This is a genomic window from Ramlibacter sp. (assembly GCF_050250995.1).
Lineage (GTDB): Bacteria > Pseudomonadota > Gammaproteobacteria > Burkholderiales > Burkholderiaceae_C > Ramlibacter.
On record NZ_JBFWNP010000006.1, the window covers coordinates 36,840 to 61,732 of the forward strand.

Below are 24,893 nucleotides of genomic sequence, written 5' to 3' on the forward strand. Positions count from 1 at the left end.
TGCCACCTCGAAGTATTCATGAACGCGTCGCCGCCGATCCCGTCACGAGCGCTGAGGACCTATGCCGTCGTCGCCCGCGGGGTCCTGTGGTTCCTCGCCGCGCTGTGGCTGCTGGTGGCGCTGGCATGGGGTGCGCTTCATGTATTCATCGTACCCAAAATCGGCGAGCTGCGTCCCCTGCTCGAATCCGAAGCCCGACGCGTCGTGGGGGTGCCCGTGCGCATCGGCAGCATCGAGGCGCGCAGCGAGGGCCTGATCCCATCCTTCGAAATGCGCGAAGTCGTGCTGCTCGATCCGCAGGGGCGAGAAGCCCTTCGACTGCCGCGGGTGCTGTTCGCGCTGTCGCCGCGCTCCCTGTGGAACCTCGACCTCGACCAGTTGTACATCGACCGGCCGGAGCTCGACATCCGCCGCACGGCCGATGGCCGGATCCACGTCGCCGGGCTCGACCTCTCGCGCGGCGGCGAGAACGACGGGCGCGCGGCCGAGTGGTTCTTTCGGCAGAGCGAGTTCGCCATTCGCGGCGGCACCATCCGCTGGACCGACGAGACGCGGGACGCGCCGCCGCTCGCGCTCGCGGACGTCGATCTCGTCGTGCGCAACCAGGGCCGGCGCCACAGCGTGCGGCTGGACGCGACGCCGCCCGCGGAATGGGGGCGGCGCTTCAGCGTCGCCGGCATTTTCCGCCAGCCGCTGCTGACGCTGCGCAGCGGGCGCTGGCAGGAATGGGCGGGGGAAATCCACGGCGACTTCGCCGAGGTCGACCTGTCGCAACTGCGGCGGCATGCGGACCTGGGCATCCGGATCACGCGCGGGCGCGGCGCATTGCGCGCGTGGGCCGACATCGACCGCGGCCAGGTCACGGGCGGCACCGCGGACGTCGCTCTGGTCGACGTCGATGCGATCCTCGGCGAGCGGCTCGAGCCGCTCGGGCTCGTCGAGGTGTCGGGCCGCCTCGGCGGGAAGCGAAACGCCGAAGGCTTCGAATTCGAGGCGCGCGACCTGCAGTTCCAGACGCGCGAGGGCCAGCGCTGGCCCGGCGGCAACCTGCGTCTCGCCTGGTCGCAGCCGCAGGGGCAGGGGCAGGGACTACCGCGCGGCGAGATCCGCGCGGACAAGGTGGACCTCGGCGCGCTCGCGCTGATCGCGACGCGGCTGCCGCTTTCGACGACGACGCACGCGGCGCTCACCGCGCACGAACCGAACGGCCTCGTCGAGAACATGCAGGCGCGCTGGGAAGGCCCGCTCGAATCGCTGCGCAGCTACGAGGCGCGGGGCCGCGCGACCGGCCTGCAGATCGCCGCCCGCGCGGGCCCCCTGCGCCCCGACGGAACCCACGGCGCCGGCGTGCCGGGCGTGCGCAGCGCCTCGCTCGATTTCGAATTCACGCAGGCGGGCGGCAAGGCGAGGCTCGCCGTCGCCGACGGCGCGCTCGAATTCCCCGGCGTGTTCGACGAGCCCGTGCTGCCGATGCAGTCGCTCACGGGCGACGTGCAGTGGAAGATCGACGGGCCGCATCTGGCCATCACCGTTCCCAATCTCAAGTTCGCCAATGCCGACGCGCAGGGCGAGGCGCGCATCGCGTGGCGCAACGGCGAGGGCGCGAAGTCCCCCGCGCGGCTGCCGGGCGTGATCGACCTGCAGGCGAGCATCGCGCGCGCCGATGGCGCGCGCGTGTGGCGCTACCTGCCCAGGGGCGTCAACAAGGCGGCGCGCGAGTACGTGCGCGACTCGGTGCAGCAGGGCGTCGCCACCGGCGCTAAATTCCGCGTCAAGGGCGATCTCGCTTACTTCCCCTTTCCCGAGGACAAGGGGGGCGAGTTCCACGTGACCGCGAAGGTGCAGGACGTCGACTTCACCTACGTTCCGCGCACGCTGCAGAAGGGGCCGCTGCCGTGGCCGGCGCTCACGCAGCTGTCGGGCGAGCTCGTGTTCCAGGGCAACGGAATGCAGCTGAAGGACATGAGCGGCAAGGTGGCGGGTCAGCCGCGCCTGGGCATCCGCGCGGATGCTCGCATCGCGCAGTTCGCCCGCTCGGTCGTGGAGGTGACGGGGACCGTTCGCGGCCCGCTCGCCGATGCGCTCGCCGTCGTCCAGGCCTCGCCCGCCTCCGGCTTCACGAACCAGGCGCTGGCGCGTGCGAGGGCCAACGGCGACGCGACCGTTGCGCTGCAGATGTCGCTGCCGCTCGCGAAGGTCGAGGACTCGCGGGTGCAGGGCACGGTCACGCTCGCCGGCAACGACGTGCAGATCACGCCGGACAGCCCGCAGCTCGCACGCGCGCGCGGCACCGTGAGCTTCAGCGAAAAGGGTTTCCAGGTCGCAGGGGGCCAGGCGCGCGCCTACGGCGGCGACATCCGGCTCGAAGGCGGCACGCGCGCGCTGCCGGGCAACGACATGGCGGTGCAGTTCCGGGCGAGCGGCACGGCGACCGCGGAGGCGCTGCGGCAGTCGCGCGAGCTCGGCATCGTCTCGCGGCTTGCGAACGACATGACCGGCAGCGTCCCGTACTCGCTGGTGCTGACGCTGCGCCGCGGCGTGCCCGAAGTGCTCATCACGAGCAGTCTCCAGGGCGTCGCGTTGAACCTGCCCGCGCCGCTCGCCAAGGCGGCGGATGCCGTGCTGCCCTTGCGCTACGAATCCGCGCTCACGCGCGAGGCGATCGCCGCCCCCGAGGGCTCGCCGCTGCGCCAGCAGGAGATGCTCACGCTCGATCTCGGGCGCCTCGCATCGATCAACTACCTGCGCGACCTCTCGACGCCCGAGCCGCGCGTGCTGCGCGGCAGCGTGGGCGTCGGCCTCGCGGCGAACGAGAGCGTGACGATGCCCGAACAGGGCGTGGCGGCCAACATCAACCTGGGACTGCTCGACGTGGACGCATGGGAAGACGTGCTCGCGCGCGCCACCGGCGTGGCGCCGGTGTCCATCGCGCCCGCGCCCGCGCCCGCGCCGGCCCCCGCGGCGTCGCCCTTGCGCGGCAGCGCCCCCACGCCGGCCATGGGCTATCTCCCCACGACGCTCGCCGTGCGCGCGAAGGCGCTGAAGGTCGAGGGCCGTTCGCTGCACAACATCGTGGCCGGCGGCACGCGCGACGCCTTCGTCTGGCGCGCGAACGTCGATGCGGACGAGTTCAACGGCTACCTCGAATACCGCCAGCCGGCCGGCGCAGGCGCGGGCCGGCTGCATGCCCGGCTCGCGCGGCTCAAGATCGCCGCGGGTGCGGCGGGCGACGTCGAGTCGCTGCTCGACGACGTCAACAGCATTCCCGCGCTGGACATCGTGGTCGACGACTTCGAGCTGATGGGCCGCAAGCTCGGCCGGCTCGAGATCGATGCGGTGAACCGGGGCGCGGGCACCGTGCAGCGCGAAGGCGGCATCCGCGAGTGGCGGCTCAACAAGCTCGTGCTCACGACGACCGAGGCGACCTTCAACGCGAGCGGCAACTGGGCCGCGGTGAACGCGCAGCCCGTCGCGCCGGGCGGCGTGCGCCCGGGGCCGCGGACCTCGGGCGAACGCCGGCGCACGGCGATGAAATTCCAGCTCGACTTCGCCGACTCGGGGCTGCTGCTCGCCCGCTTCGGCATGAAGGAGGTCGTGCGGCGCGGGCGCGGCCGGCTCGACGGCAACCTCGCGTGGATCGGCTCGCCCCTGTCGCTGGACTACCCCACGCTTTCCGGCGCGTTCAAGGTCAACGTGGAGGCGGGCCAGTTCCTCAAGGCCGACCCGGGCCTGGCGAAGCTCCTTGGCGTGCTCAGCCTGCAGTCGCTGCCGCGCCGGCTCGCGCTCGATTTCCGCGACGTGTTCAGCGAAGGCTTCAGCTTCGACTTCGTGCGCGGCGACGTGGCGGTGGAGCAGGGCATCGCGACGACCAACAACCTGCAGATGAAGGGCGTGAACGCGGCGGTGCTCATGGACGGCAAGGCCGACATCGCGCGCGAAACGCAGGACCTGAAGGTGGTGGTGGTGCCCGAAATCAATGCGGGAACCGCCTCCCTCGTCGCGACGGTGATCAATCCGGCGATCGGGCTCGGGACCTTCCTCGCCCAGTTGTTCCTGCGCCAGCCGCTCATTCGCGCGGCGACGCAGGAGTTCCACATCGACGGCACCTGGGGCGACCCGCGCGTGACGAAGGTCGACCGCTCGCCGACGTCGAGCAGCGGCGCGGCGGGCGAAGCCGCGGGCCGCTAGCATTGCGTATGACTCCCACGCCTGTCGTTTCGCGCACTGCGCCGCTCCCCTCGGAGGCCGAATGAAGATCGCCGCAATCCAGATGGTGTCGAAGACCTCGGTCGACGCGAACCTGCGCGATGCGCGGGCCCTGTTCGAGGAGGCCGCAGCCGCTGGCGCCGAGCTGGCCGTCGTGCCGGAATACTTCTGCCTCATGGGCCGCAAGGACGGCGACAAGCTCGCCGTGCGCGAGGCCTTCGGGCAGGGGCCGGTGCAGTCCTTCCTGGCGCAGACGGCCCGCGAGACGGGGCTGTGGATCGTGGGCGGCACCGTGCCGCTGGTGGCCGGCGACGAGGCGCACGTGCGCAACACGAGCCTCGTCTTCGCGCCCACCGGCGAGTGCGTGGCGCGCTACGACAAGATCCATCTTTTCCGCTTCGACAACGGCCGCGAACGCTACGACGAATCGCGCGTGATCGAAAGCGGCAGCGAGCCGCGGTCGTTCACGATGAGGGACCGCGCCGGGCATGACTGGCGCATCGGCCTGTCGGTCTGCTACGACCTGCGCTTTCCCGAGCTCTACCGCGGCCTCGGCGCCGACGTGCTGCTGGTGCCCAGCGCATTCACCTTCCCCACCGGAAAAGCGCACTGGGAACTGCTGCTGCGCGCGCGCGCCGTGGAGAACCTCGCGTACGTGGTGGCGCCCGCGCAGGGCGGCGAGCACGAGAACGGCCGGCGCACCTGGGGCCACACCATGATCGTGGACCCCTGGGGCGAAGTGCTCGCGCAGCGCGAAGAGGCGAGTCCCGGCGTCGTGCTTGCGCAGCTCGACGCCCGACGGCTTGCCGAGGTTCGCACCCAGCTGCCCGCCCTGGAGCATCGCGTCTTGTGAGGGCCGCGCGGCCGCCCGGCGACCCGCGTCGCACAGCGCGCTGCGAGGCGCAGTTCCCATGAGCGCCGTGCCTGCTCCGGCCGTTTCGGCAGCGGGGGCCGCCCCGGCCCCCCCGGCCCCGCGGCGCGTCGGCCCCGCCACGCGCTGGATGCTTTGGGGCCTGCTCATCGGCCTCGTCGTGGCGCTGCTCGCCACGCTGGTCTGGCTTGCGGGCCGCTATGAAGCGAGCCAGGCGCAGAGCCACGTCGAGCGCGACGTCGCGGACGCGCTGGGCGACATCCGCTCTGCCCTGACGCGCAACATCCAGTCGCTGCAGGCCTTGCAGGCAGGCCACCCGACGTCGCAGGAGTGGGAGTCCGCGGCGCAGCGGCTGCTTCGCGAGCACCGCGAGTGGGTGCGCATCGAGTGGCGCGACCCGACTCTCACGACGCTCGCTGCGGTCGACAGCCCGTTTCGCGTGCCGGTCTTCGACCGCTTCGGCCGCGCCAACTCCGCCGGCGACGTCCAGCAGGCCTGCGCGACGGCGCGCCGCCTGAGCGGCGCCGCCTATGCGCGCAGCTATTACGTGCCGCAGAGCGACGGCCTGGGCGTTGAGCTCATGGAGATGTGCCTGCCGCAGGTGACCGCGGGGCAGCTGACCGGCTACGTGGTGGCGACCTATGCGCTCGGCGAGATCCTCACCAACCTGATCGCGCCCTCGCTCACGCGCTCGCAGGAGGTCGCGTTCACCGAGGCCGACGGCACGCGCCTCGCGATGCACGGGCAGGCGCGGCGCGGCGCGCGCGTCTTCTCCGCGCAGCAACTGCTCGACCTGCCCGGCAACACGATGGTCATGCGCATGGACAGCTGGCGCGCGGAGCCCGACGTGTTTCCGAACCTGCTGACCGCGCTCGTCACCGGCATGTCGATCGCGCTGCTGTCGGTGCTCTACATGCTCGGCCACGACACGCGCCGGCGCCTGCGCGTGGAGCAGGATCTCGCCGATGCGCTCGCCTTCCGCAAGGCGATGGAGGACTCGCTCGTCACCGGCCTGCGCGCGCGCGACCTGGAGGGCCGCGCGACGTACGTGAACCCGGCCTTCTGCCAGATGGTCGGCTTCGAGGCCGAGGAGCTGCTGGGCCGTGGCGCGCCCTCCCCCTACTGGCCGCCGGAGCTGGCCGACGAGTACACCCGGCGGCAGGAAGCTCGGATGACGACGCGCCACGTTCCCCCGCGCGAGGGTTTCGAATCGGTGTACATGCGCAAGGACGGCACGCGCCTGCCCGTGCTGATCTTCGAGGCGCCGCTCATCAACGCGCATGGCCTGCAGACGGGCTGGATGAGCGCCGTGCTCGACATCAGCGAGCAGCGCCGCGTGGAGGAACTCTCGCGCGCGAGCCAGGAGCGGCTGCAGGCGACCGCCCGGCTCGCGACCGTCGGCGAGATGGCGTCATTGCTCAGCCACGAACTGAACCAGCCGCTGGCCGCGATCAGCGGCTATGCGACCGGCTCCATGAACCTGTTGCGCGAGAGCCCGCATGCGGCGGCCGATCTCGAACTCGCGATGACGCGCATCGCGCAGCAGGCCGAGCGCGCCGGGCGCGTCATCAAGAGCGTTCACGACTTCGTGCGCCAGCGCGACAAGGAACGCGAGGCGGTGCCGCCGCACGATTTGTTCGATGCGATCCTGCCGCTTGTCAGCCTGCAGGCGCGCAAGCTGGGCATCCCCGTGGCCGTGCGCGTCGCCGACGGACTGCCGCCGGTGTACTGCGACCGCACGATGGTGGAGCAGGTGCTGCTGAACCTCGCGCGCAACGCCATGCAGGCGATGGACGAGGCCCGCGTGAGCGAGCCGCGGCTGGAACTGCAGGCGCGTGCGGCCGGGCGGAGCGAGGACGGCGCGGCGAAGAAGTGGGTCGAATTCTCCGTCTCCGACGTGGGCCCCGGCATCGCCGACGAGGTGAAGCAGCAGCTTTTCACGCCCTTCTTCACCACGAAGCCCGAAGGCATGGGCCTGGGCCTGAGCCTGTGCCGCACCGTCGTGGAGCAGCATGGGGGATTCCTGGGTTACGAGCCCAACGTTCCGCAAGGTACTATTTTCCGATTCACCTTGCCGGCCAGCTGAGCCCTCCTTCGATTCGCCCGATGCAACCTGCCCCGAACGCCACCGTATTCATCGTCGACGACGACGCCGGCGTGCGCGAGGCGCTCGCCTGGCTGCTGCGCTCGCGCCGCCTGCTGTCCGAATCGTTCGACAGCGCGGAGAGCTTCGAGGCGATGCTGGGCCAGGGTTTCGTCGCCACGCATCCGTGCTGCGCGCTGCTCGACGTGCGCATGCCCGGCATGAGCGGCCTCGCGCTGTTCGACAAGCTGATCGAGCGCGGCCTCGCCGACGCGATGCCGGTGATCTTCCTGACGGGCCACGCCGACGTGCCGACGGCCGTCGACATGGTCAAGCGCGGCGCCTTCGACTTCTGCGAGAAGCCGTTTTCCGACAATGCGCTGGTCGACCGCATCGAGCAGGCGCTGCAGCGGTCGGCCGAAGTGCTCGCGGCGCGGCATGGCCAGGCGCAGCTGCAGTCGCGCCTGGCCGAACTCACCGACCGCGAGCGCGACGTGATGCAGCTCGTCGCCAAGGGACTGCCGAACAAGCTCATTGCCGACCAGCTCGCGATCAGCGTACGCACGGTGGAGGTTCACCGTGCGCGCGTGTTCGACAAGATGGACGTGAAGTCGGCCGTGGAGCTCGCCAACCTCTTGAGATCGATCTAGCCTTGCTTCCAGAAGATGTAATCGGCCTGGTATTGCACGACCTGCTTCTGCCCCAGGTTCTGCGCGCCGCACGCCATCGCCGGCGCCACGCCGCCGCGCGTGGCGACGCGCTGGATGAAGCTCACGTTCTGCATCGCGCCCGCGCCCATCGCCGGGTTGGCCTTGACCAGCTGCAGCGGGATGTTGCCGGCGCCCGCGGGCGCCACGGCCACCTGGGTAGCGGTGAGCTTCGAGCCGTCGTTGTTCTCCCAGGTTGCCGGCGGACCCCAGTAGCGCCCGACCTGCGTGCCCTTGCGATCCCACAGCTTGGCATCCGGGCCGACGAAGACCCATTCGTGGGCGCCCGCCATGTCGGCCTTGGCGCGGCATTCGTAAGTGATCTGCCCCGTCCCCACCGTCTCCATGGCCACCCGGTGCCCGGAGGGGACCTTCACGGTGTCGGGCAGGGTGTCCTGCGAATACGCCATGGGCTGCCGCATCATGCCGCCGCAGGCGGTCAGGGCGGCTGCCGTGGCGACGACGAGCAAGGGGTTTCGAATGTTCATGATGGGTCCTTTTCCGGTGGAGATCGACGCGGGGCACGGCATGCCCGGCGCCCCTCCCGGCATTACGTCGCGACGTTCCCGGCGGATTCGACCGCGAAGGACGAAGGGTTTCGAGACGTAACGAATCCGGTCTGCCACTCCAGCCGTACTCTGCTCGACACTACGCTTCTCCCATGATTCCCTCCGACACCGAAGCCCGCCAGACGGCCGAACTCATGCGACTGCTCGACCGGATCGCCGAGCGCGATGCCGAGTCCTTCAAGGCCCTGTACGACCTCACTTCGCCCAAGTTGTACGGCGTTGCGGTCCGGGTCGTGTCCAACCGCGAAATCGCCGAGGACGTGCTTCAGGAGGCCTATCTCACGGTCTGGCGCATGGCGGGCGCCTACCGCGCGACGCTGAGCCCGCCGATGGCCTGGCTCGCCCTGATCGTGCGCAGCCGCGCGATCGATGCGCTGCGCCGCCGTAGCGCGGAGCGCGTGCCGCTGACGCAGGAGCTCGACGACGTCCTGGCGGGCTCGCTGCCCGGCCCCGCGCCCGACCCGATGGATGCGACCCAGGCCAGCGAGCAGGCCCGGGCGCTGCATGCCTGCCTGGATCAGCTCGAGAGCCGGCAGCGCGAGGTGCTCAGCCTCGCCTATCTCCGCGACCTGAGCCATGGCGAACTGGCGCAGCAGCTGCGCCTGCCGCTGGGCACGGTGAAGACCTGGATCCGGCGCGGCCTGGAGAAGCTGCGCGGCTGCATGGCCCGGTTCGCATGAACGGCGCACGACGAGGACCCGCACGATGAATCTCTCGCGCCATCCCGATCTCGTCGAGCGCCTGGCCGCGGCCTATGCCCTCGGCACGCTGCGCGCGGGCGCGCGCCGCCGCTTCGAGACGCTGGCGCGCGAACAGCCGTCGCTGCGCGCGGCCGCGCTCGTGTGGCAGGCGAGGCTGTCCGCGGTCGCGGAACTGCAGCAGCCCATGGCGCCGGACCCGGTGGTCTGGACGCGCATCGAGAACGTGCTGCGCGTCGAACGTGAAACGCAGGCGATCCTGGCGGCGCGCGCCGCACCTGCGGACGCCTCTTCCGGTGCGCCCGGCGTGTCTGGCGTGTCGGGCGTGTCGGGCGTGGCGGGCGCTTCCGGCGCGGCCCCCGGCGGCTGGTGGCGCAGCGTCTTCCTGTGGCGCGGCGTCGCCCTCGCGTGCGCGGTGTTCGCCACCGTGCTCCTGCTGCGCACGAACGGCGAGCACGACCGGCAGCTCGCCCGACTGTCCGAACGGCATGCCGGCGAAGTGGCCGCCTTGCGCGCGCAGGTCGCGGCGTCGCCGCAGATCCGCTACGTCGCCGTCCTTGCCGACGAGCGCGCCGCGGCCTCGATGCTGGCGACCTACGACGCGGCCGCGCGCCGGCTGACCCTCCAGCGCGTGGGCGATTACGTCGAGGCGTCGGACAAGTCGCTGCAGCTCTGGGCCCTGCCGCCCGGCGGCGGCGCACCGCGCTCGCTCGGCGTGCTCGGCGCCGAGCGCGTGCTGCGCCTGAGCGCGGCGGAGGATCAGGTGGGTCCCATGCCCGCGCTCGCGGTGAGCCTGGAGCCCCGGGGCGGCGTGCCCGAGGCCACGGGGCCCACGGGGCCCGTCCTGTTCAAGGGCGCGGTGCTGCGCACGCCGCTCTGACGCCGTGCGTTCGACGCGGGCCTCGGTCGAGGCGTTCGGGCCGGACTGTCAGCGCGGCTCGTCGTCGCGCTTCGGCGGCTCGCCCTTGGGCCGTCCGGAGAACATCGTCCACCAGACGATGCCCACCAGCACCAGCAGCGCCAGCATCGCTTCGAGCAGAATCAGCCCCATGTTTCGTTTCCTCGGATCGGTGGCCATTGTAGGAAGCCTGGCCGCCTGCGGCTCCGTTCCCCTGCCGCCGGCCGCACCCCCGCCGCCCGCCACCTCGCCGGGCGTCGTGGCGCCGCCGGCCGCCCCGCTCGATGCGCCCTTGCCGCCTCCCATCGTGCAAGGCAAGAGCCGGTGGACCGCGGTGCCGTGGACGGATCTGCCCGGATGGAACGACGATGCGACCCATGAGGCGTGGAACGCCTGGCTGCGCAGTTGCGAGCGGCCCATGCCGACCGTCGGCGCCTTGTGCGCGGAAGTGCGGCGGCTGTCGATCGCATCCGCCGAGGAGCAGCGCGCGTGGATGATGCGCCGGCTGCAGCCCTATCGGGTCGATGCCCTGCAGCCGGGGGAGACCTCGCTTCTGACCGGCTACTACGAGCCGCTGCTCGATGCGACGCGACAGCCATCCGCGTCGAATGCCGTGCCCTTGTACCGGCCGCCCGCGAACCTCGCCTCGCGCCGCCCCTGGCACAGCCGTCAGGAGATCGACACCCACCCCGATGCGCGTGCCGCCCTGCGCGGCCGCGAGATCGCCTGGCTCGCCGATCCGATGGACGCGCTCGCGCTGCAGATCCAGGGTTCGGGCCGCATTCGCATCGCCGAGCCCGATGGCTCGCAGCGACTGGTGCGACTCGCGTTCGCGGGCAGCAACGACCACCCCTATCGCAGCGTGGGTTCGTGGCTGCTGCAGCAGGGTGCGCTGCGCGATGCGTCGTGGCCGGGCATCAAGGCGTGGGCGCGGCAGAACCCGCAGCGCGTCAACGAAATGCTGTGGACGAACCCGCGCTACGTGTTCTTCCGGGAGGAGCCGCTGGCCGATCCCGATGCGGGTCCTCGCGGCGCGCAAGGCGTTCCGCTCACGCCGGGCCGCTCCATCGCGGTGGACAGGGACAGCATTCCCTACGGCACGCCGGTTTGGCTCGCCTCGAGCGGGCCGCTCGTCAGCCTGCAGCGGCTCGTGATGGCGCAGGACACCGGCAGCGCGATCGTGGGCGGCGTGCGCGCGGACTATTTCGTCGGCTGGGGCAACGAGGCGGGGGAGGTCGCGGGACGGCTGAAGCAGCCGCTGCAGATGTGGGTGCTGTGGCCGGCGCGCTAGCTCGGACCTTTCAGGCTGCCGGGCTTCACGCCCGGCTTCAGGTGACCGAGCGGCAAGCTGATGCTCGCCTTGACCTCCCCCAGCGAGAAGCTCGTGTGCAGGTCCTTCACGTTCGGCAAATTGATCAGCACCTTGCGCGCGAACTCCGAGAAGCTCTCCAGGTCGCGCGACACCACCTGCAACTCGAACGTCCCCGCGCCGCTGATGTAGTGGCACGAGACGATCTCGGGAATCTTGCGGATCGCCTCCTCCATCGCGCGCAGGGGCTCGCCGGTGTTGCGGTCCGCGTCGAGGCGCACGAAGGCGAGCACGCCCAGGCCGATCCTGTGGCGATCGATCTCGGCGCGGTAGCCCCGGATGTAGCCCGCCTCCTCCAGCGCGCGGACGCGTCGCCAGCACGGCGCCGCCGACAGGCCGACGCGCTGCGCGAGCTCGGTGTTCGTGAGGCGCGCGTCGGATTGCAACTCATGGAGTATTGCGACGTCGAACTTGTCGAGTGTTTCCATAAGCGGCAATTCTAGGAAAGATCCTTGCGCCGGCCCCCGGTATTTCGGCATCGAAAGCAAAGACATATCCACAGCGCCGCCCTACACTCGTCCGAACCCCCTGGAGACGAAGTCGATGAACGCACCGCTGCCCGAACACATCCGCAAGGCACTCGAAACGGTCACGCTCGACGACAAGTACTCGCTCGACTACGGCCGCGCCTTCATGAGCGGCGTGCAGGCGCTGGTGAAGCTGCCGATGCTGCAGCGCCAGCGCGATGCGCTGCAGGGAAAGAACACCGCGGGCTTCATCAGCGGCTATCGCGGCTCGCCGCTCGGCGGCTACGACCAGGCGCTGTGGAAGGCGCAGAAGTACCTGAAGGCGCAGAACATCGTGTTCCAGCCGGGCGTGAACGAGGAGCTCGCGGCGACCGCGCTGTGGGGCACGCAGCAGCTCGGCTTCGCCCCCGCCGGAAGCAACCGGTTCGACGGCGTCTTCGGGATCTGGTACGGCAAGGGTCCGGGCGTGGACCGCTGCTCCGACGTGTTCAAGCACGCCAACATGGCCGGCACCACGCCGTGGGGCGGCGTAATTGCGGTGGCGGGCGACGACCACGTGGCGAAGAGTTCGACCGCCGCGCACCAGAGCGACCACATCTTCAAGGCCTGCGGCCTGCCGGTGTTCTTCCCCGCCGATGTGCAGGACATCCTCGACCTCGGCCTGCACGCGCTCGCGATGAGCCGCTACGCGGGCGTGTGGGCCGGCATGAAGACCATCCAGGAGATCGTGGAGTCGAGCGCCACGGCGATGATCGACCCCGAGCGTGTGCGGATCGTCATGCCGAGCGACTTCGCGATGCCGCCCGGCGGCGTCCACATCCGCTGGCCCGACGTCGCGCTCGACCAGGAGGCGCGCCTCTTCGACTACAAATGGTACGCGGCGCTCGCGTACATCCGCGCCAACAAGCTCAATCGCAACGTGATCGAAGGGCCGAACGACCGCTTCGGCCTCATCGCCAGCGGCAAGGCGTACAACGACACGCGGCAGGCCCTGCTCGACCTCGGCCTCGACGACGCCACCTGCCGCCATCTCGGCATCCGCCTGCACAAGGTCGCCGTCGTGTGGCCGCTCGAAGCGCAGATCACGCGCGAGTTCGCGACCGGCCTGCGAGAGATCCTCGTCGTGGAGGAAAAGCGCCAGGTCATCGAGTACCAGATCAAGGAAGAGCTCTACAACTGGCGCTCGGACGTGCGGCCCACGGTGCTCGGGAAGTTCGACGAGGTCGAGGGCGACTCCGGCGGCGAGTGGTCGAAGCCGAACCCGACGGCCAACACCCTGCTGCGCGCGAACGCGGACCTGTCGCCCGCGATCATCGCGCGCGCGATCGCGAAGCGGCTGCTGAAGCTCGGCGTCGACGACGACACGCGCGAGCGCATCGAATCGCGGCTCGCGATCCTCGATGCGAAGGAGCGCGCGATGCAGGTCGTGGAGGTCAAGGGCGACCGCACCCCGTGGTTCTGCTCGGGCTGTCCGCACAACACGTCGACCGTCGTGCCCGAAGGTTCGCGCGCGATGGCCGGCATCGGCTGCCACTTCATGGCGACATGGATGGACCGCGCGACCATCGGCTTCACGCAGATGGGCGGCGAGGGCGTGCCATGGGTGGGGCAGCAGCCGTTCTCGAACGACACGCACATGTTCGCCAACCTCGGCGACGGTACGTACTTCCACAGCGGCCTGCTCGCGGTGCGCCAGTCCATCGCGGCGGGCGTGAACATCACCTACAAGATTCTCTACAACGACGCGGTGGCGATGACGGGCGGGCAGCCCGTGGGCGAGCGGCCCGAGGGCCACTCGGTGCTGCAGATCGCGAAGAGCCTCGATGCCGAAGGCGTGGTGAAGCTTTGCGTCGTGACGGACGAGCCCGAGAAGTACGCGGGCGCGAAGCTGCCGCCGGGCGTGGAGGTTCACCACCGCGACGCGCTCGACAAGGTCCAGCGCGAATTCCGCGAGATCGCCGGCTGCACGGCCATCATCTACGACCAGACCTGCGCGACCGAGAAGCGGCGCCGCCGCAAGCGCGGCGCGATGGTCGACCCGGCGGTGCGCGTCGTCATCAACGACCTCGTGTGCGAGGGCTGCGGCGACTGCGGCGTGAAGTCCAACTGCCTGTCCGTGGAGCCGCTCGAGACCGAGTTCGGCCGCAAGCGCACGATCAATCAGAGCACCTGCAACAAGGACACGAGCTGCCTCAAGGGCTTCTGCCCCAGCTTCGTCACCGTCGAGGGCGGGCATTTGAAGAAGAAGGCGAAGGACAAGGCGATGTCGCCCTTCGCGCTCGGCGAACTGCGCGAGCCGGCGCTGCCCGAACTCCGCGGCGCGTACGGCATCGTGGTGGCGGGCGTGGGCGGCACGGGGGTCATCACCATCGGCCAGCTGCTCGGCATGGCCGCGCACATCGAGGGCAAGGGCATCGTCACGCAGGACGCGGCCGGGCTCGCGCAGAAAGGCGGCGCGACCTGGAGCCACGTGCTGATCGCGGACCGGCAGGAGGAGATCCGCACCACGCGCGTGGGCATGGCGGGCGCGGACCTCGTGATCGGCTGCGACCCCATCGTGGCCGCCGGCAAGGAGACCGTGCTGCGCATGCGCGAAGGCCGCACGCACGTCGCCCTGAATGCGCACGGCGCGCCGACGGCGGCCTTCGTCAGGAACGCGGCCTGGACGAATCCGTCCGATGCCTGCGCCGGCGAGATCGCGAGCGCGGTCGGTGCCGAGGGGCTGGCGTCCTTCAACGCCGAAGCCGCCGCGACGAAGCTGATGGGCGACAGCATCTACACCAACCCGCTGATGCTCGGCTTCGCGTGGCAGAAGGGCTGGGTGCCGCTCGGCCGCGACTCGCTGCTGCGCGCCATCGAACTCAATGGCGTGCAGGTCGAGGCGAACAAGACGGCCTTCGAGTGGGGCCGGCGCGCCGCCCACGACGCCGCGCTGATCGACAGGCTGATCGCGCCGGGCCAGGTGATCGAGTTCAAGCCGCGCGAGACCGTCGACACGCTGGTCGCGCGGCGCGCCGCGTTCCTCGCGGACTACCAGGACGAGGCCTATGCCGAGTGCTACCGGTCCTTCGTCGAGAAGGTGCGTCTTGCCGAGCTGCCCTTCGGCAAGACCTCGCTCACCGAGGCGGTGGCGCGGGGGCTTTTCAAGCTGATGGCGTACAAGGACGAATACGAGGTCGCCCGGCTCCACGCACGCACGGGGTTCGAGGCGCGCATTGCCGAGCAGTTCGAGGGCGACTACACCGTCAACTACCACCTCGCCCCGCCGCTTCTCGCGAAGCGCAACGAGAAGGGTGAGCTCCAGAAGAAGAAGTATGGCCCCTGGATGGGGACCGCGTTCCGGCTCCTCGCCCGGCTGAAATTCCTGCGCGGCACCGCTTTCGATGTTTTCGGGCGGACGGAGGAGCGCCGCACCGAGCGCGCGTTGATCGGGCAGTACCAGGCCAGCATCGAGCAGGTGATCGCGACGCTCGACGGTGCGCGCCATGGGCTCGCCGTGGAAATCGCGCGCCTGCCCGAGGGCATCAAGGGCTTCGGCCACGTCAAGGAGCGCAATCTTGCCGCCGTCCGCACCGAGTGGGAACGCCTGATGCGGCAGTGGTCGGAGACGCCGGGCGCCGCGGGCCGCCGGGCCGCCTGAGGCGCCGGGCACGGCGCGGACCGACTGAAGCATACAATCGCCTTTCCCCGCAAAGCCTCGCACGCGTGTGCGAGGCTTTCTTGCGGGCGCTTCATTCCCATCTCTGGAGTCGCTGTGTTCATTTCTTCCGCTTACGCCCAAACCGCAGCCGCAGGCGGCGACATGCAGTCGTCACTGATGAGCATGTTGCCGCTGGTGCTGATGTTCGTGGTGCTTTATTTCGTCATGATCCGGCCCCAGATGAAGCGGCAGAAGGAACATCGCGCGATGATCGAGGCGTTGGCCAAGGGCGACGAGATCGCCACGGCGGGCGGGCTGATCGGCAAGGTGACGAAGCTGGACGACAGCTTCCTGAGCCTCGAGATCGCCAACGGCGTCGAGGTGCAGGTGCAGCGCAGCTCGGTGGTGCAGGTGCTGCCCAAGGGCACCTTCAAGTGAAGTTCAACCCCCGAAGCGCCTGCCTCCGAAAGGTCGCGTCACGCGAACGCCAATGAACAGATACCCCTTGTGGAAGTATGCGATCCTCGTGGTCGCGGTCCTGATCGGCCTCGTCTACGCGCTGCCGAACTTCTTCGGCGAGTCCGAGGCCGTGCAGGCCTCCCCGGCGAAGTCGAACGTGAAGGTCGACGCCGCCACGCAGCAACGCGTGGAACAGGCGCTCGCCGCCGCGGGCGTGAAGCCGCAGGGCGTCATCCTCGAGGGCAATTCGGTGAAGGTCCGCCTCGACGGGCCGGAGTCGCAGCTGAAGGCGCGGGACGTGCTGCAGAAGGCGCTCTCGCCCGACCCCGCCGATCCGCAGTACATCGTCGCGCTCAACCTGCTCACGCGCTCGCCGGCCTGGCTTTCCGCCCTTCGCGCGGCGCCGATGTACCTGGGCCTCGACCTGCGCGGCGGCGTGCACTTCATGCTGCAGGTGGACATGCAGGCGGCGCTCACCAAGAAGGCCGAGTCGTACTCCGGCGACCTGCGCACCTTCCTGCGCGAAAAGAACGTGCGGCACGCCGGCATCGCGCGCAACGGCCAGGCGATCGAGGTGCGCTTCCGCGACGCGCAGACCCTCGCCGAGGGCAAGCGCGTCATCGCCGACCAGTTGCCCGACCTGCAGCTCGCGGAAGTCGCGGAAGGCGGCGAGACCAAGGTCACGGCGACCATCAAGCCGGAGGCCGCGCGCCGCGTGCAGGACCAGGCGCTCAAGCAGAACATGGTCACGCTGCACAACCGGATCAACGAGCTGGGCGTGGCCGAGCCGGTGATCCAGCAGCAGGGCGCCGACCGTATCGTGGTGCAGCTGCCCGGCGTCCAGGACACCGCCAAGGCCAAGGACATCATCGGCCGCACGGCCACGCTCGAAGTGCGCATGGTCGACGAGAGCACCGAAGGCCGTTCGGCCGAAATGGGGTCGGGGCCCGTGCCCTTCGCCGCCGAGCGCTTTCCCGACCGGGAAGGCCGGTTCGTGGTCGTGAAGAAGCAGGTCGTGCTGACCGGCGAGAACCTCACGGACGCGCAAGCGGGCTTCGACAGCCAGACCCAGGAAGCGGCGGTCCACCTCACGCTCGATGCCAAGGGCTCGCGCATCTTCAAGGACGTGACGCGCGAGAACGTCGGCAAGCGCATGGCCATCCTGCTCTTCGAGAAGGGCAAGGGCGAGGTCGTGACGGCGCCGGTGATCCGCTCCGAGATCGGCGGCGGCCGCGTGCAGATCTCCGGCCGCATGACGACGACCGAGGCGAACGACGTGGCCCTGCTGCTGCGCGCCGGCTCGCTGGCCGCGCCGATGGAGTTCATCGAGGAAATGACCATCGGCCCGTCGCTCGGCGCCGAGAACATCGACAAGGGCTTCCACAGCGTGGCCTGGGGGTTCGCCGCGATCTGCGCTTTCATGATCGTGTACTACATGCTCTTCGGCGTGTTCTCGAGCATCGCGCTCGGGGTCAACCTGCTGCTGCTCGTGGCGATCCTCTCCATGCTGCAGGCGACGCTCACGCTCCCGGGCATGGCCGCCATGGCGCTGGCGCTCGGCATGGCGATCGATTCGAACGTGCTGATCAACGAGCGCGTGCGCGAGGAACTGCGCAACGGCGCTTCGCCGCAGGCGGCCATCCATTCGGGATACGACCGCGCCTGGGCCACGATCATCGACTCGAACGTCACGACGCTCATCGCTGGCCTGGCGCTGCTCATCTTCGGCTCCGGCCCCGTGCGCGGCTTCGCGGTGGTGCATTGCATCGGCATCCTGACGTCGATGTTCTCCGCCGTCTTCTTCTCGCGCGGCCTGGTCAATCTCTGGTACGGTCGGCAGAAGAAATTGAAGTCGGTTGCCATCGGCACCGTGTGGCGTCCCGCTCCCGATGGCGCTATAACGAAGGCGGAATAGTCACTCATGGAATTCTTTAAGATCCGTCGCGACATCCCGTTCATGAAGAACGCGCTGGTGTTCAACCTGATCTCGATCGTGACGTTCGTGCTGGCCGTGTTCTTCCTGGTGACGCGCGGTCTGCACCTCTCCGTGGAGTTCACGGGGGGCACGGTCATGCAGGTCGGCTACGCGCAGCCGGCCGACGTCGAGAAGGTGCGCGCCACCGTCGCCGGCCTCGGCTATGCCGACGTGCAGGTGCAGAACTTCGGAACGGCGCGCGACGTCCTGATCCGCCTTCCGGCGCAAAAGGGCGTGAGCTCGGCGCAGCAGAGCGACCGGGTGCTCGCCGCGCTGAAGGCGGCCGACCCGCAGGTGCAGATGAACCGCACCGAGTTCGTCGGCCCACAGGTCGGCGAGGAACTCGCCACCGACGGCCTCAAGGCGCTCGGCATGGTTGTGGTGGGCATCATGGTCTACCTCGCCTTCCGCTTCGAGTGGAAGTTCGCGGTGGCCGCGATCGTCGCCAACCTGCACGACATCATCATCATCCTCGGCTTCTTCGCCTTCTTCCAGTGGGAGTTCTCGCTGGCCGTGCTCGCTGCGGTGCTGGCGGTGCTGGGGTATTCGGTGAACGAGTCGGTGGTGATCTTCGACCGGATCCGGGAGAACTTCCGCCGCTACCGCAAGATGAACACGGTGCAGATCATCGACAACGCGATCACGTCGACCATCAGCCGCACGATCATCACGCACGGCTCCACGCAGATGATGGTGCTGTCGATGCTGTTCTTCGGCGGCGCGACGCTGCACTACTTCGCGTTGGCGCTCACCATCGGCATCTGCTTCGGCATCTATTCCTCGGTGTTCGTGGCCGCCGCCATCGCCATGTGGCTTGGCATCAAGCGCGAGGACCTGGTGAAGGCCGTGCCCAAGCGCGACGGCGACGCGGGCGACCCCAACGCGGGCGCCGTCGTCTAGGATCGCCCCCACCCCGATGCCCGCCGCCCCGTCCGCCGCCGCCCTCTCGCTGGCCCGCCAGGCTCGCGAAAGGTTCGTGGCGCACGCCGAGACTGTGCTGCCCAAGCTGTCGGACGACATCCGCACGCGCCTGATCGAACTGGTCGACGGCGCGACGAGCACCCGCGAAATGCAGGAGCTGCGCGACGTGATGTTCGAGTTCGACAAGGTGCGCGGCGCCTGGGTCGACGGCACGCGGCAGGCCTGGCGCAAGGCGCTCGAGCCGGCCACCGTCACGGCACGCGTGCGCCCCGAAGGGGGGGGCCTCACCCTGATCGGCGACGACGTCGTCGAGAACAAGATCCTCTCTTCGCGCCTCGCCATGGCGGTGCAGGAGAAGGCGGTCTGGGAAATCAACGACCTGCGCCTGCGCATCCAGCACCTCGAAGGCGTCGAGGAAATGGGGAAGGACGACATCCTCCAGTCCGAAGCCTTGGCGCAGTTGATGGTGGAGCAGTGGGTCGAGCAGAAACTCGCGCGCGAGACCTGGATGCAGGTGAAGGACATCATCCACCCGCACATGATCGGCCAGCTCCTGGCCGGCTATCGGCTCGCGAACGAATTTCTGATCGCCAAGGGCGTGCTGCCCGACATCGAGCAAAGCGTCCGCGTGAAGCGCGCACCCTCCGGCGGATCGCCGCGCCGGCCGCCTCCGGGCCCGAACGAGCCGCCGCCGGAAACGGCGGCCGGCGACCTGCAGCAGGGTGGCCCGCAAGGCGGCTACAACGGCGGCTACGGTGGCGGACAGGGGTATGCGGGCGCCGGTGGCGGCAATCACGCCGGGTCCCAGGGCGGCGGTTGGGGGGGCGCGCAAGGCGGAGGTCACCCCGGCGGTTCGCAGGGCGGTTATCCCGGAGGGGGCGGCGACCCGTCCATGGGCGCTGCTCAAGGCGCCGGCCCCGGCAACGGCGGCTGGGTCGGGGGTGGCGGGCACGCCGGCGGCTATGAGGGCGGCGGTTATGCGGGCTCCGGCTCGGCCGGCGCTTATCGCGGCGATGGGGCCGCGGGCGGCTCCGCTCAATCCCAGGCGCCCGGCGGTCGCGCGGGCGGAAATATGTTCGGCCGCGGCGCCCCTGGCGCGGGAGCGGGCGGAGGCCACGATTCCGCGGCCTACGGTTACGGCGCCGGTCCGTCCGGACCTCGCGGCCCGGGTGCCGCTTCCGGCGCACCGGGCGACGAAGGCGGCTACGCCGGTCCGGCAGGATCGGGCGGCGGAAGCGCCGGCGGCGCCGGCAGCTTCGGCGTCCACGACGAAACCCGCATGCAGACCGCGAGCACGCCACTGGCGCGCGCCCGTGCGCGGGCCAGCGGGGTGCTGGGCCAGCTCAAGCGACTGCTGAACGACAAGGTCACGGGCTACGACGTGCCGCACGTCGGTGGGCCGTCGCCTGCGCTGGCCGAGGCGATGTCGCAGCATGCGACGCATGTGCAGACGCACGTGCAGAGCGTCGGGACGATGAGCGCCGACGGCGGCGAAATCGTGATCTTCGACGACGCGGCGGTCGAAGAGGTCGCGCTCAACCTGCGCCAGCGCAGCGTCGAGCTGAAGAAGAAGGCGTCGACTTCGTCCGAGAAGGCCACCATCGAGATCGTGGCGCTCATGTTCCAGAGCATCCTGGCCGAGGAGCGCATCCCGGCGGCAGTGCGCGTGTGGTTCGCGCGGCTGCAAATCCCGGTCCTGCGCGTGGCGATCGCCGAGCCCGAATTCTTCAGCTCGCTCGAGCATCCCGCGCGCCAGCTGATCGACCGCATGGGCTCGTGCGTTCTCGGCTTCGACGCTGCGAGCATCGGCGGTACGACACTCGAGACCGAGATCAAGCGCGTGGTGCAGGTGATCGAGCAGTATCCCGAGACCGGCCGTCGCGTCTTCCAGCTGGTCTACGACGAATTCCAGAAGTTCCTTTCGAAATTCCTGACCGAGAAGGGACCCACGCAGCAGCTGGTCAGCATCGCGCAGCAGGTCGAGGAGAAGGAGACGCTCGCGGTCCAGTACACGATCGAGATGCGCAAGCTGCTGTCCGACGTGCCGGTGCGCGACGAGATCCGCGAGTTCCTGTTCAAGGTGTGGGCCGAGGTGCTGGCGGTCGCCGCCGTGAAGAACGGGCCGCAGCACGCCGACACCATCGCGCTCAAGAAGTCCGCCGCCGATCTCGTGTGGGCCGCCGGCGCCAAGCCGAACCGCGCCGAGCGCACCAAGGTCATCGCCGAACTGCCCAAGCTGCTCGTGCGCTTGCGCCAGGGCATGACGCTCATGGGCATCGAGGGACCCGAGCAGGAGGCGCAGATCAAGACCATCGGCGACACGCTCGCCGACGCATTCCTCTCCAAGACCGAGGCCATTCCGCACGAGCGCATCGAGCAGATGGCCAAGCGGCTCGCGAACCTCGAGGACTTCGTGAGCGACGACCCGACGACCGACCTGCCCCTCGACAAGGACAGCATCGAACTGATGCTGGGCATCGACGCGTCGATGATCGAGGTGATCGCGGCCGGCGGCTCGCAGCCCAGCGCGGCGATGCAGTCGTGGGCGCTGGAGCTGCAATCCGGCAACTGGTTCACGCTGGACCACAACGGCAAGATCACGCACGTGCAGTACGTGTGGCGCTCCGACCGCCGCCAGCTGCATCTCTTCGCCGCGCACGACGGCCGCAGCTTCCTGATCCAGCTGCGCCGGCTCGCCGCCTACCTGCAGGCCGGCCTGCTGGTGCCGCAGGAGGAAGAGGCGCTTACCGTGCGCGCCACGCGCGAAGCGCTGGCGAAGCTCGAGGCGAATCCCGAGCGGCTGGTGCAGTAGCGTATAGGGTCCCCACGCTACCCCGCTTCGCGTGGCCCGCTGCCCCCCGGGGGGGCTGTGCCGCCTTGGGGCGGCCCGGCGGCGGCACGCTGCGCTGCTCCCGCGCGTTCAGTGCGCGACGCGGTCCGATGCGTCGTCGCAAAGCTCGTCGAGGATCAGCGCATCCGGCTCCTGGCCGAAGCGCCAGTAAACCATCAGCACGATGATCTTCAGCGCGTCGAGCGGCACGGGCTCGCCCGGTGCGGCGCCGGGTGCCGCCATGGCGCGGTCGATCACGATCTCGCGCAGCGCCGGCGGCAACACGCCCGCGCTTTCGAGAAAGGCGATGAAGCCGAGGCAGTCGGCCCCCAGGTGGCCCTGCTCCGCGACGGAGAAAACGCGAAGGCTGTCGCTGGCGGGCCAGGCGGCGGGGTCGAGGGTGGGGGTGTGTTCGGCAGCGATGTTGAGACCATCGAGCCAGGCGAGGGCCTCGTGGATTTCGTCCGCTTCGAACCCGTGGGCGCTGAGTTTGCGCTCCAGCTGATGCAGTTCGGGGACCGCGTCGCCGCGCCAGTAGTTTTCGTAAACGAACACCAGCACATCAAACATGGAAAATCAATATACCGCCACGCGCCGGATCGACGGCGGATTATTTGGAGGTGTTGCGCAATCGCGTCGGCAACGGCAACGGCAACCGCAACCGCAATCGCAAAAGGCGCGAGCCGTTACGCCGTGCCCACGCGCTGGAACAGTCCGCCCGGCAGCCGGGCGACGTCGCCCGCGAGTTCGAGTTCGAGCAGGCGCGCCTGGAGGTGCGCGATGCCGACGCCGGTGCGCGCGACGAGTGCATCGAGCGTCACCGGATCGAACCCCATGGCGGCGAGGAGAGAACGCTCGTCCTTCGTGCGTCCTGCGGAAGCGTCCTCGCAAGCGAAGCCTTCGCCCACGTCGTCATCCGCGCCGACGGCTGCCGCCGCGGTCTCGCGGACCGCGGGGCGCATGCCGCGCAATTCCTCGAGCACGTCCTGCGCGCTTTCGACGAGCTTCGCGCCCTCGCGCAGCAACTGATGGCAGCCGCGCGCCTGGGGCGAATGGATCGAGCCCGGCACCGCGAACACCTCGCGGCCCTGTTCGGCGGCAAAGCGCGCCGTGATCAGCGAACCGGACTGAAGGGCTGCCTCGACCACCAGCGTTCCCTGCGAGAGCGCGGAGATGATGCGGTTGCGCTTCGGGAAATTCTGCGGGAGCGGCGGCGTGCCGATCGGGTATTCGCTCACGAGCCAGCCGTGCTCCGCGATCCGGTGCGCCAGCGCGCGATGCCGGCTCGGGTACACGCGGTCCAGGCCCGTGCCCACCACCGCGACGGTCGCGAAATGCCCTGGCCGCGCGCCGTCGAGCGCACCCTCGTGCGCCGCGCCGTCCACGCCCAGCGCGAGTCCCGACACCACGGTCATGCCGGCCTCCGACAGCGCGCGGCCGAAGCGTGCCGCGTTCTCGCGTCCCTGCGGTGTGGGGTTGCGGCTGCCGACGATGGCGATGGCCGGGCCGAGCTCGAAGCGCGCCGGACCCATCGCGTAGAGCATCAGCGGCGGATCGGCCGTCTGCAGGAGCCCCGCGGGGTAGCGCGTGTCGGCCAGCGTCACGATGCGCCGCTCGGGGCCGCCTTCGAGCCAGGCCAGCGTCGCATCGACCTGCGCCTGCAGGGCGTCGGGCGCCTTCGCGAGCCCCGCGGCCGCGCGCTCGCCCACTACCTGCGCGAGGGCTTGCGGGTCCTGCGCGAAGATGGCTTCCGGAAGTCCGAAGCTCGCGAGCAGCTTGCGCGCGCCGACATCGCCAATGCCGGGCGAGAGTGCGAGCCGCAGCCAGGCGGATACCTCCGCGCGATCCATACGGGCGATCCGGTGAGTTCGGGTGAGTTCGGCCGAGTGCGCGAGACGCGCTTCAGCGCGGATTCGCGATGCGGTCGCCGACCTTGACTGCGTCGGTGATTTCGAGGATGAGCGCGTACGACAGGCGCTCGAAGGGGCGGAACACCATCAGCAGGCCGTTGCGTTCGTCGGGCAGGCGCATGGCTGCGCGCTCGCCGCCCTGCGTCTTGTCCTCGATGCGCTGGCCGGCCTTCATGATCGCGAGCACGTGGCCGCTTTCCAGCCCGTCGGCCGTGCCCTTGTTGACCACCACCACCTGGTTCTGCCCCGCGAGGACCACGGCCTCGCCGTAGACGGACACGATCATGCCGTCGACCGGTTGCGCCGGCGCGCGCGGCACGTAGCTCACGAGCTGGCGCGGCGGCTCCGGCAGCAGGCGGTCGCCCACGCGGATCTCTTCCTTCGCGCGCACGATGTCGATGGTGGCGGGCACGACCACGGTCTCGGGTCCGGCGCCGATTCGCCACCAGGCGTTGCTCCGGGCCGCGACGACCTGCGTCGATTCGCCGCGCACCAGCTGCGCGCCGCCGATGTACTGCGCTTCGTAGCCGAGCACCGCGCCCGTGGCGGGGTCGCGCAGCGGCGTCGCGGAGCGGAACACGCGAAATTGTTCGGTGCGGCGCGCATCGCGCTCGACCAGGGGCGAGCCGGCGCTTCCGCGCACGTAGGCGCGGTCGCCGCGCGTGATCAGCACGCGGTTCTCGGGCACGGCGACGATGCGGGGCGCGCGCTCGAGTTCGCCCTCGCCCACGATCACGGGCTCGGCGAGGAAAGGTTCGACCAGATGGGTCTGGAGTGTCGGAATGCCGCTCTCGGCGAGCGGCTCGATGCGCACCCGCGGCGAGACGCGCAGGGTCTGGATGGGGGTGTCGAGCCCCTGCTGGGCGAGGCGAAGACGCGCGCGGTCGCCCGACTTCTCGAGCACCAGTTGCTGGCCGGGGTAGATGCGGTGCGGGTTGCGCACCTCGTCGATGTTCATGCCCCAGAGTTCGGGCCAGCGCCAGGCGCTGCGCAGGAAGAGGCCGGAGATTCCCCAGAGCGTGTCGCCCCGCTTGACCGTGTAGCGCTCCGGCGCGTCGGGCGCGAGCTCGGACAGCGCAACGCCCGCCTGCGCCACCTGCTGCGCGGTGGCACGCTGGCCGGGCGTGACGGGGAACTGCGCCGCGGCCGGACCCGCGCAGAGCGCGGCCCCGGCGGCCAGTGCGACCCCTGCGGCCCAGGCAATGCGGGTTTGCGCCATCGTCGTTCTTCCTGTGCGGTCCAAAGTCTTGATAATTTACTCGCGATTCTGCGCTCAAGCCCTTGATCGGG

Annotated in this window: 18 protein-coding genes; 12 read left to right on the top strand and 6 right to left on the bottom strand. The window is 70.0% G+C overall.

Annotated elements, in window-relative coordinates; all coding sequences use genetic code 11:
- Positions 1–18 precede the first annotated feature (18 nt).
- The 4 genes from AB7E83_RS07325 (at position 19) to AB7E83_RS07340 (ending at position 7,810) form a co-directional block, all read left to right on the top strand.
- Positions 19–4,188, top strand: coding sequence for a YhdP family protein (locus AB7E83_RS07325; RefSeq protein WP_428567168.1), 4,170 nt, complete (start codon positions 19–21; stop codon positions 4,186–4,188).
- Between the two features lie 61 nt (positions 4,189–4,249).
- Positions 4,250–5,059 carry a carbon-nitrogen hydrolase family protein gene (locus AB7E83_RS07330; RefSeq protein WP_428567171.1) on the top strand — a complete coding sequence of 270 codons (810 nt, stop codon included), beginning with the start codon at positions 4,250–4,252 and terminating at the stop codon, positions 5,057–5,059.
- A 58-nt stretch (positions 5,060–5,117) separates the two neighbouring features.
- Positions 5,118–7,163, top strand: coding sequence for an ATP-binding protein (locus tag AB7E83_RS07335; protein ID WP_428567174.1), 2,046 nt, complete (start codon positions 5,118–5,120; stop codon positions 7,161–7,163).
- 20 nt (positions 7,164–7,183) lie between these two features.
- Positions 7,184–7,810 (top strand): response regulator transcription factor, encoded by a 627-nt coding sequence (locus AB7E83_RS07340; protein WP_428567176.1) that lies wholly within the window; start codon positions 7,184–7,186, stop codon positions 7,808–7,810.
- On the opposite strand, the gene AB7E83_RS07345 is transcribed toward AB7E83_RS07340, so the two are convergent.
- Positions 7,807–8,355 carry a DUF3455 domain-containing protein gene (locus AB7E83_RS07345; RefSeq protein WP_428567179.1) on the bottom strand — a complete coding sequence of 183 codons (549 nt, stop codon included), beginning with the start codon at positions 8,353–8,355 and terminating at the stop codon, positions 7,807–7,809. The genes AB7E83_RS07340 and AB7E83_RS07345 overlap by 4 nt on opposite strands.
- A 173-nt stretch (positions 8,356–8,528) precedes the next feature.
- Here AB7E83_RS07345 and AB7E83_RS07350 point away from each other — a divergent pair, with 173 nt between their 5' ends.
- Together AB7E83_RS07350 and AB7E83_RS07355 are read left to right on the top strand one after the other, a co-directional pair.
- Complete coding sequence (locus AB7E83_RS07350) at positions 8,529–9,116, top strand: sigma-70 family RNA polymerase sigma factor (protein ID WP_428567181.1); 588 nt, start codon at positions 8,529–8,531, stop codon at positions 9,114–9,116.
- Positions 9,117–9,141: 25 nt separating this feature from the next.
- The gene (locus AB7E83_RS07355; protein WP_428567183.1) at positions 9,142–10,014 is read left to right on the top strand and encodes an anti-sigma factor; all 873 of its coding nucleotides are present in this window, start codon (positions 9,142–9,144) and stop codon (positions 10,012–10,014) included.
- A 48-nt stretch (positions 10,015–10,062) separates the two neighbouring features.
- Here AB7E83_RS07355 and AB7E83_RS07360 read toward each other — a convergent pair whose 3' ends face one another.
- Complete coding sequence (locus AB7E83_RS07360; RefSeq protein WP_428567185.1) at positions 10,063–10,185, bottom strand: hypothetical protein; 123 nt, start codon at positions 10,183–10,185, stop codon at positions 10,063–10,065.
- On the opposite strand from AB7E83_RS07360, the gene mltA reads away from it, so the two are divergent.
- Positions 10,133–11,323: a murein transglycosylase A gene (gene mltA, locus AB7E83_RS07365; protein WP_428567188.1), complete on the top strand. Its 1,191-nt coding sequence runs from the start codon at positions 10,133–10,135 to the stop codon at positions 11,321–11,323. The genes AB7E83_RS07360 and mltA overlap by 53 nt on opposite strands.
- Here the strand turns inward: mltA and AB7E83_RS07370 are convergent.
- Positions 11,320–11,829 carry an Lrp/AsnC family transcriptional regulator gene (locus AB7E83_RS07370; protein ID WP_428567190.1) on the bottom strand — a complete coding sequence of 170 codons (510 nt, stop codon included), beginning with the start codon at positions 11,827–11,829 and terminating at the stop codon, positions 11,320–11,322. The genes mltA and AB7E83_RS07370 overlap by 4 nt on opposite strands.
- Before the next feature lie 115 nt (positions 11,830–11,944).
- Between AB7E83_RS07370 and AB7E83_RS07375 the strand changes: the two genes are divergently transcribed.
- The 5 genes from AB7E83_RS07375 to AB7E83_RS07395 all read left to right on the top strand — a co-directional run bounded on the left by AB7E83_RS07375 (position 11,945) and on the right by AB7E83_RS07395 (position 21,675).
- Positions 11,945–15,508, top strand: a complete 3,564-nt coding sequence (locus AB7E83_RS07375) for an indolepyruvate ferredoxin oxidoreductase family protein (protein WP_428567193.1) — start codon at positions 11,945–11,947, stop codon at positions 15,506–15,508.
- 114 nt (positions 15,509–15,622) lie between these two features.
- Complete coding sequence (yajC, locus tag AB7E83_RS07380; protein WP_428567195.1) at positions 15,623–15,946, top strand: preprotein translocase subunit YajC; 324 nt, start codon at positions 15,623–15,625, stop codon at positions 15,944–15,946.
- Positions 15,947–15,998: 52 nt separating this feature from the next.
- On the top strand, positions 15,999–17,882 hold the full coding sequence (gene secD / locus AB7E83_RS07385) for a protein translocase subunit SecD (RefSeq protein ID WP_428567197.1): 1,884 nt from the start codon (positions 15,999–16,001) through the stop codon (positions 17,880–17,882).
- 6 nt (positions 17,883–17,888) lie between these two features.
- Positions 17,889–18,842 carry a protein translocase subunit SecF gene (gene secF, locus AB7E83_RS07390; RefSeq protein ID WP_428567199.1) on the top strand — a complete coding sequence of 318 codons (954 nt, stop codon included), beginning with the start codon at positions 17,889–17,891 and terminating at the stop codon, positions 18,840–18,842.
- A 16-nt stretch (positions 18,843–18,858) separates the two neighbouring features.
- Positions 18,859–21,675, top strand: a complete 2,817-nt coding sequence (locus AB7E83_RS07395) for a DUF1631 family protein (RefSeq protein WP_428567202.1) — start codon at positions 18,859–18,861, stop codon at positions 21,673–21,675.
- A 108-nt stretch (positions 21,676–21,783) separates the two neighbouring features.
- Here the strand turns inward: AB7E83_RS07395 and AB7E83_RS07400 are convergent, their stop codons facing one another.
- The 3 genes from AB7E83_RS07400 to AB7E83_RS07410 form a co-directional block, all read right to left on the bottom strand.
- Positions 21,784–22,263 carry a DUF494 domain-containing protein gene (locus AB7E83_RS07400; RefSeq protein WP_428567204.1) on the bottom strand — a complete coding sequence of 160 codons (480 nt, stop codon included), beginning with the start codon at positions 22,261–22,263 and terminating at the stop codon, positions 21,784–21,786.
- A 116-nt stretch (positions 22,264–22,379) separates the two neighbouring features.
- Complete coding sequence (gene dprA / locus AB7E83_RS07405) at positions 22,380–23,543, bottom strand: DNA-processing protein DprA (protein WP_428567206.1); 1,164 nt, start codon at positions 23,541–23,543, stop codon at positions 22,380–22,382.
- A gap of 52 nt (positions 23,544–23,595) precedes the next feature.
- Positions 23,596–24,822, bottom strand: coding sequence for a LysM peptidoglycan-binding domain-containing protein (locus AB7E83_RS07410; RefSeq protein ID WP_428567209.1), 1,227 nt, complete (start codon positions 24,820–24,822; stop codon positions 23,596–23,598).
- Between the last annotated feature and the right edge of the window lie 71 nt (positions 24,823–24,893).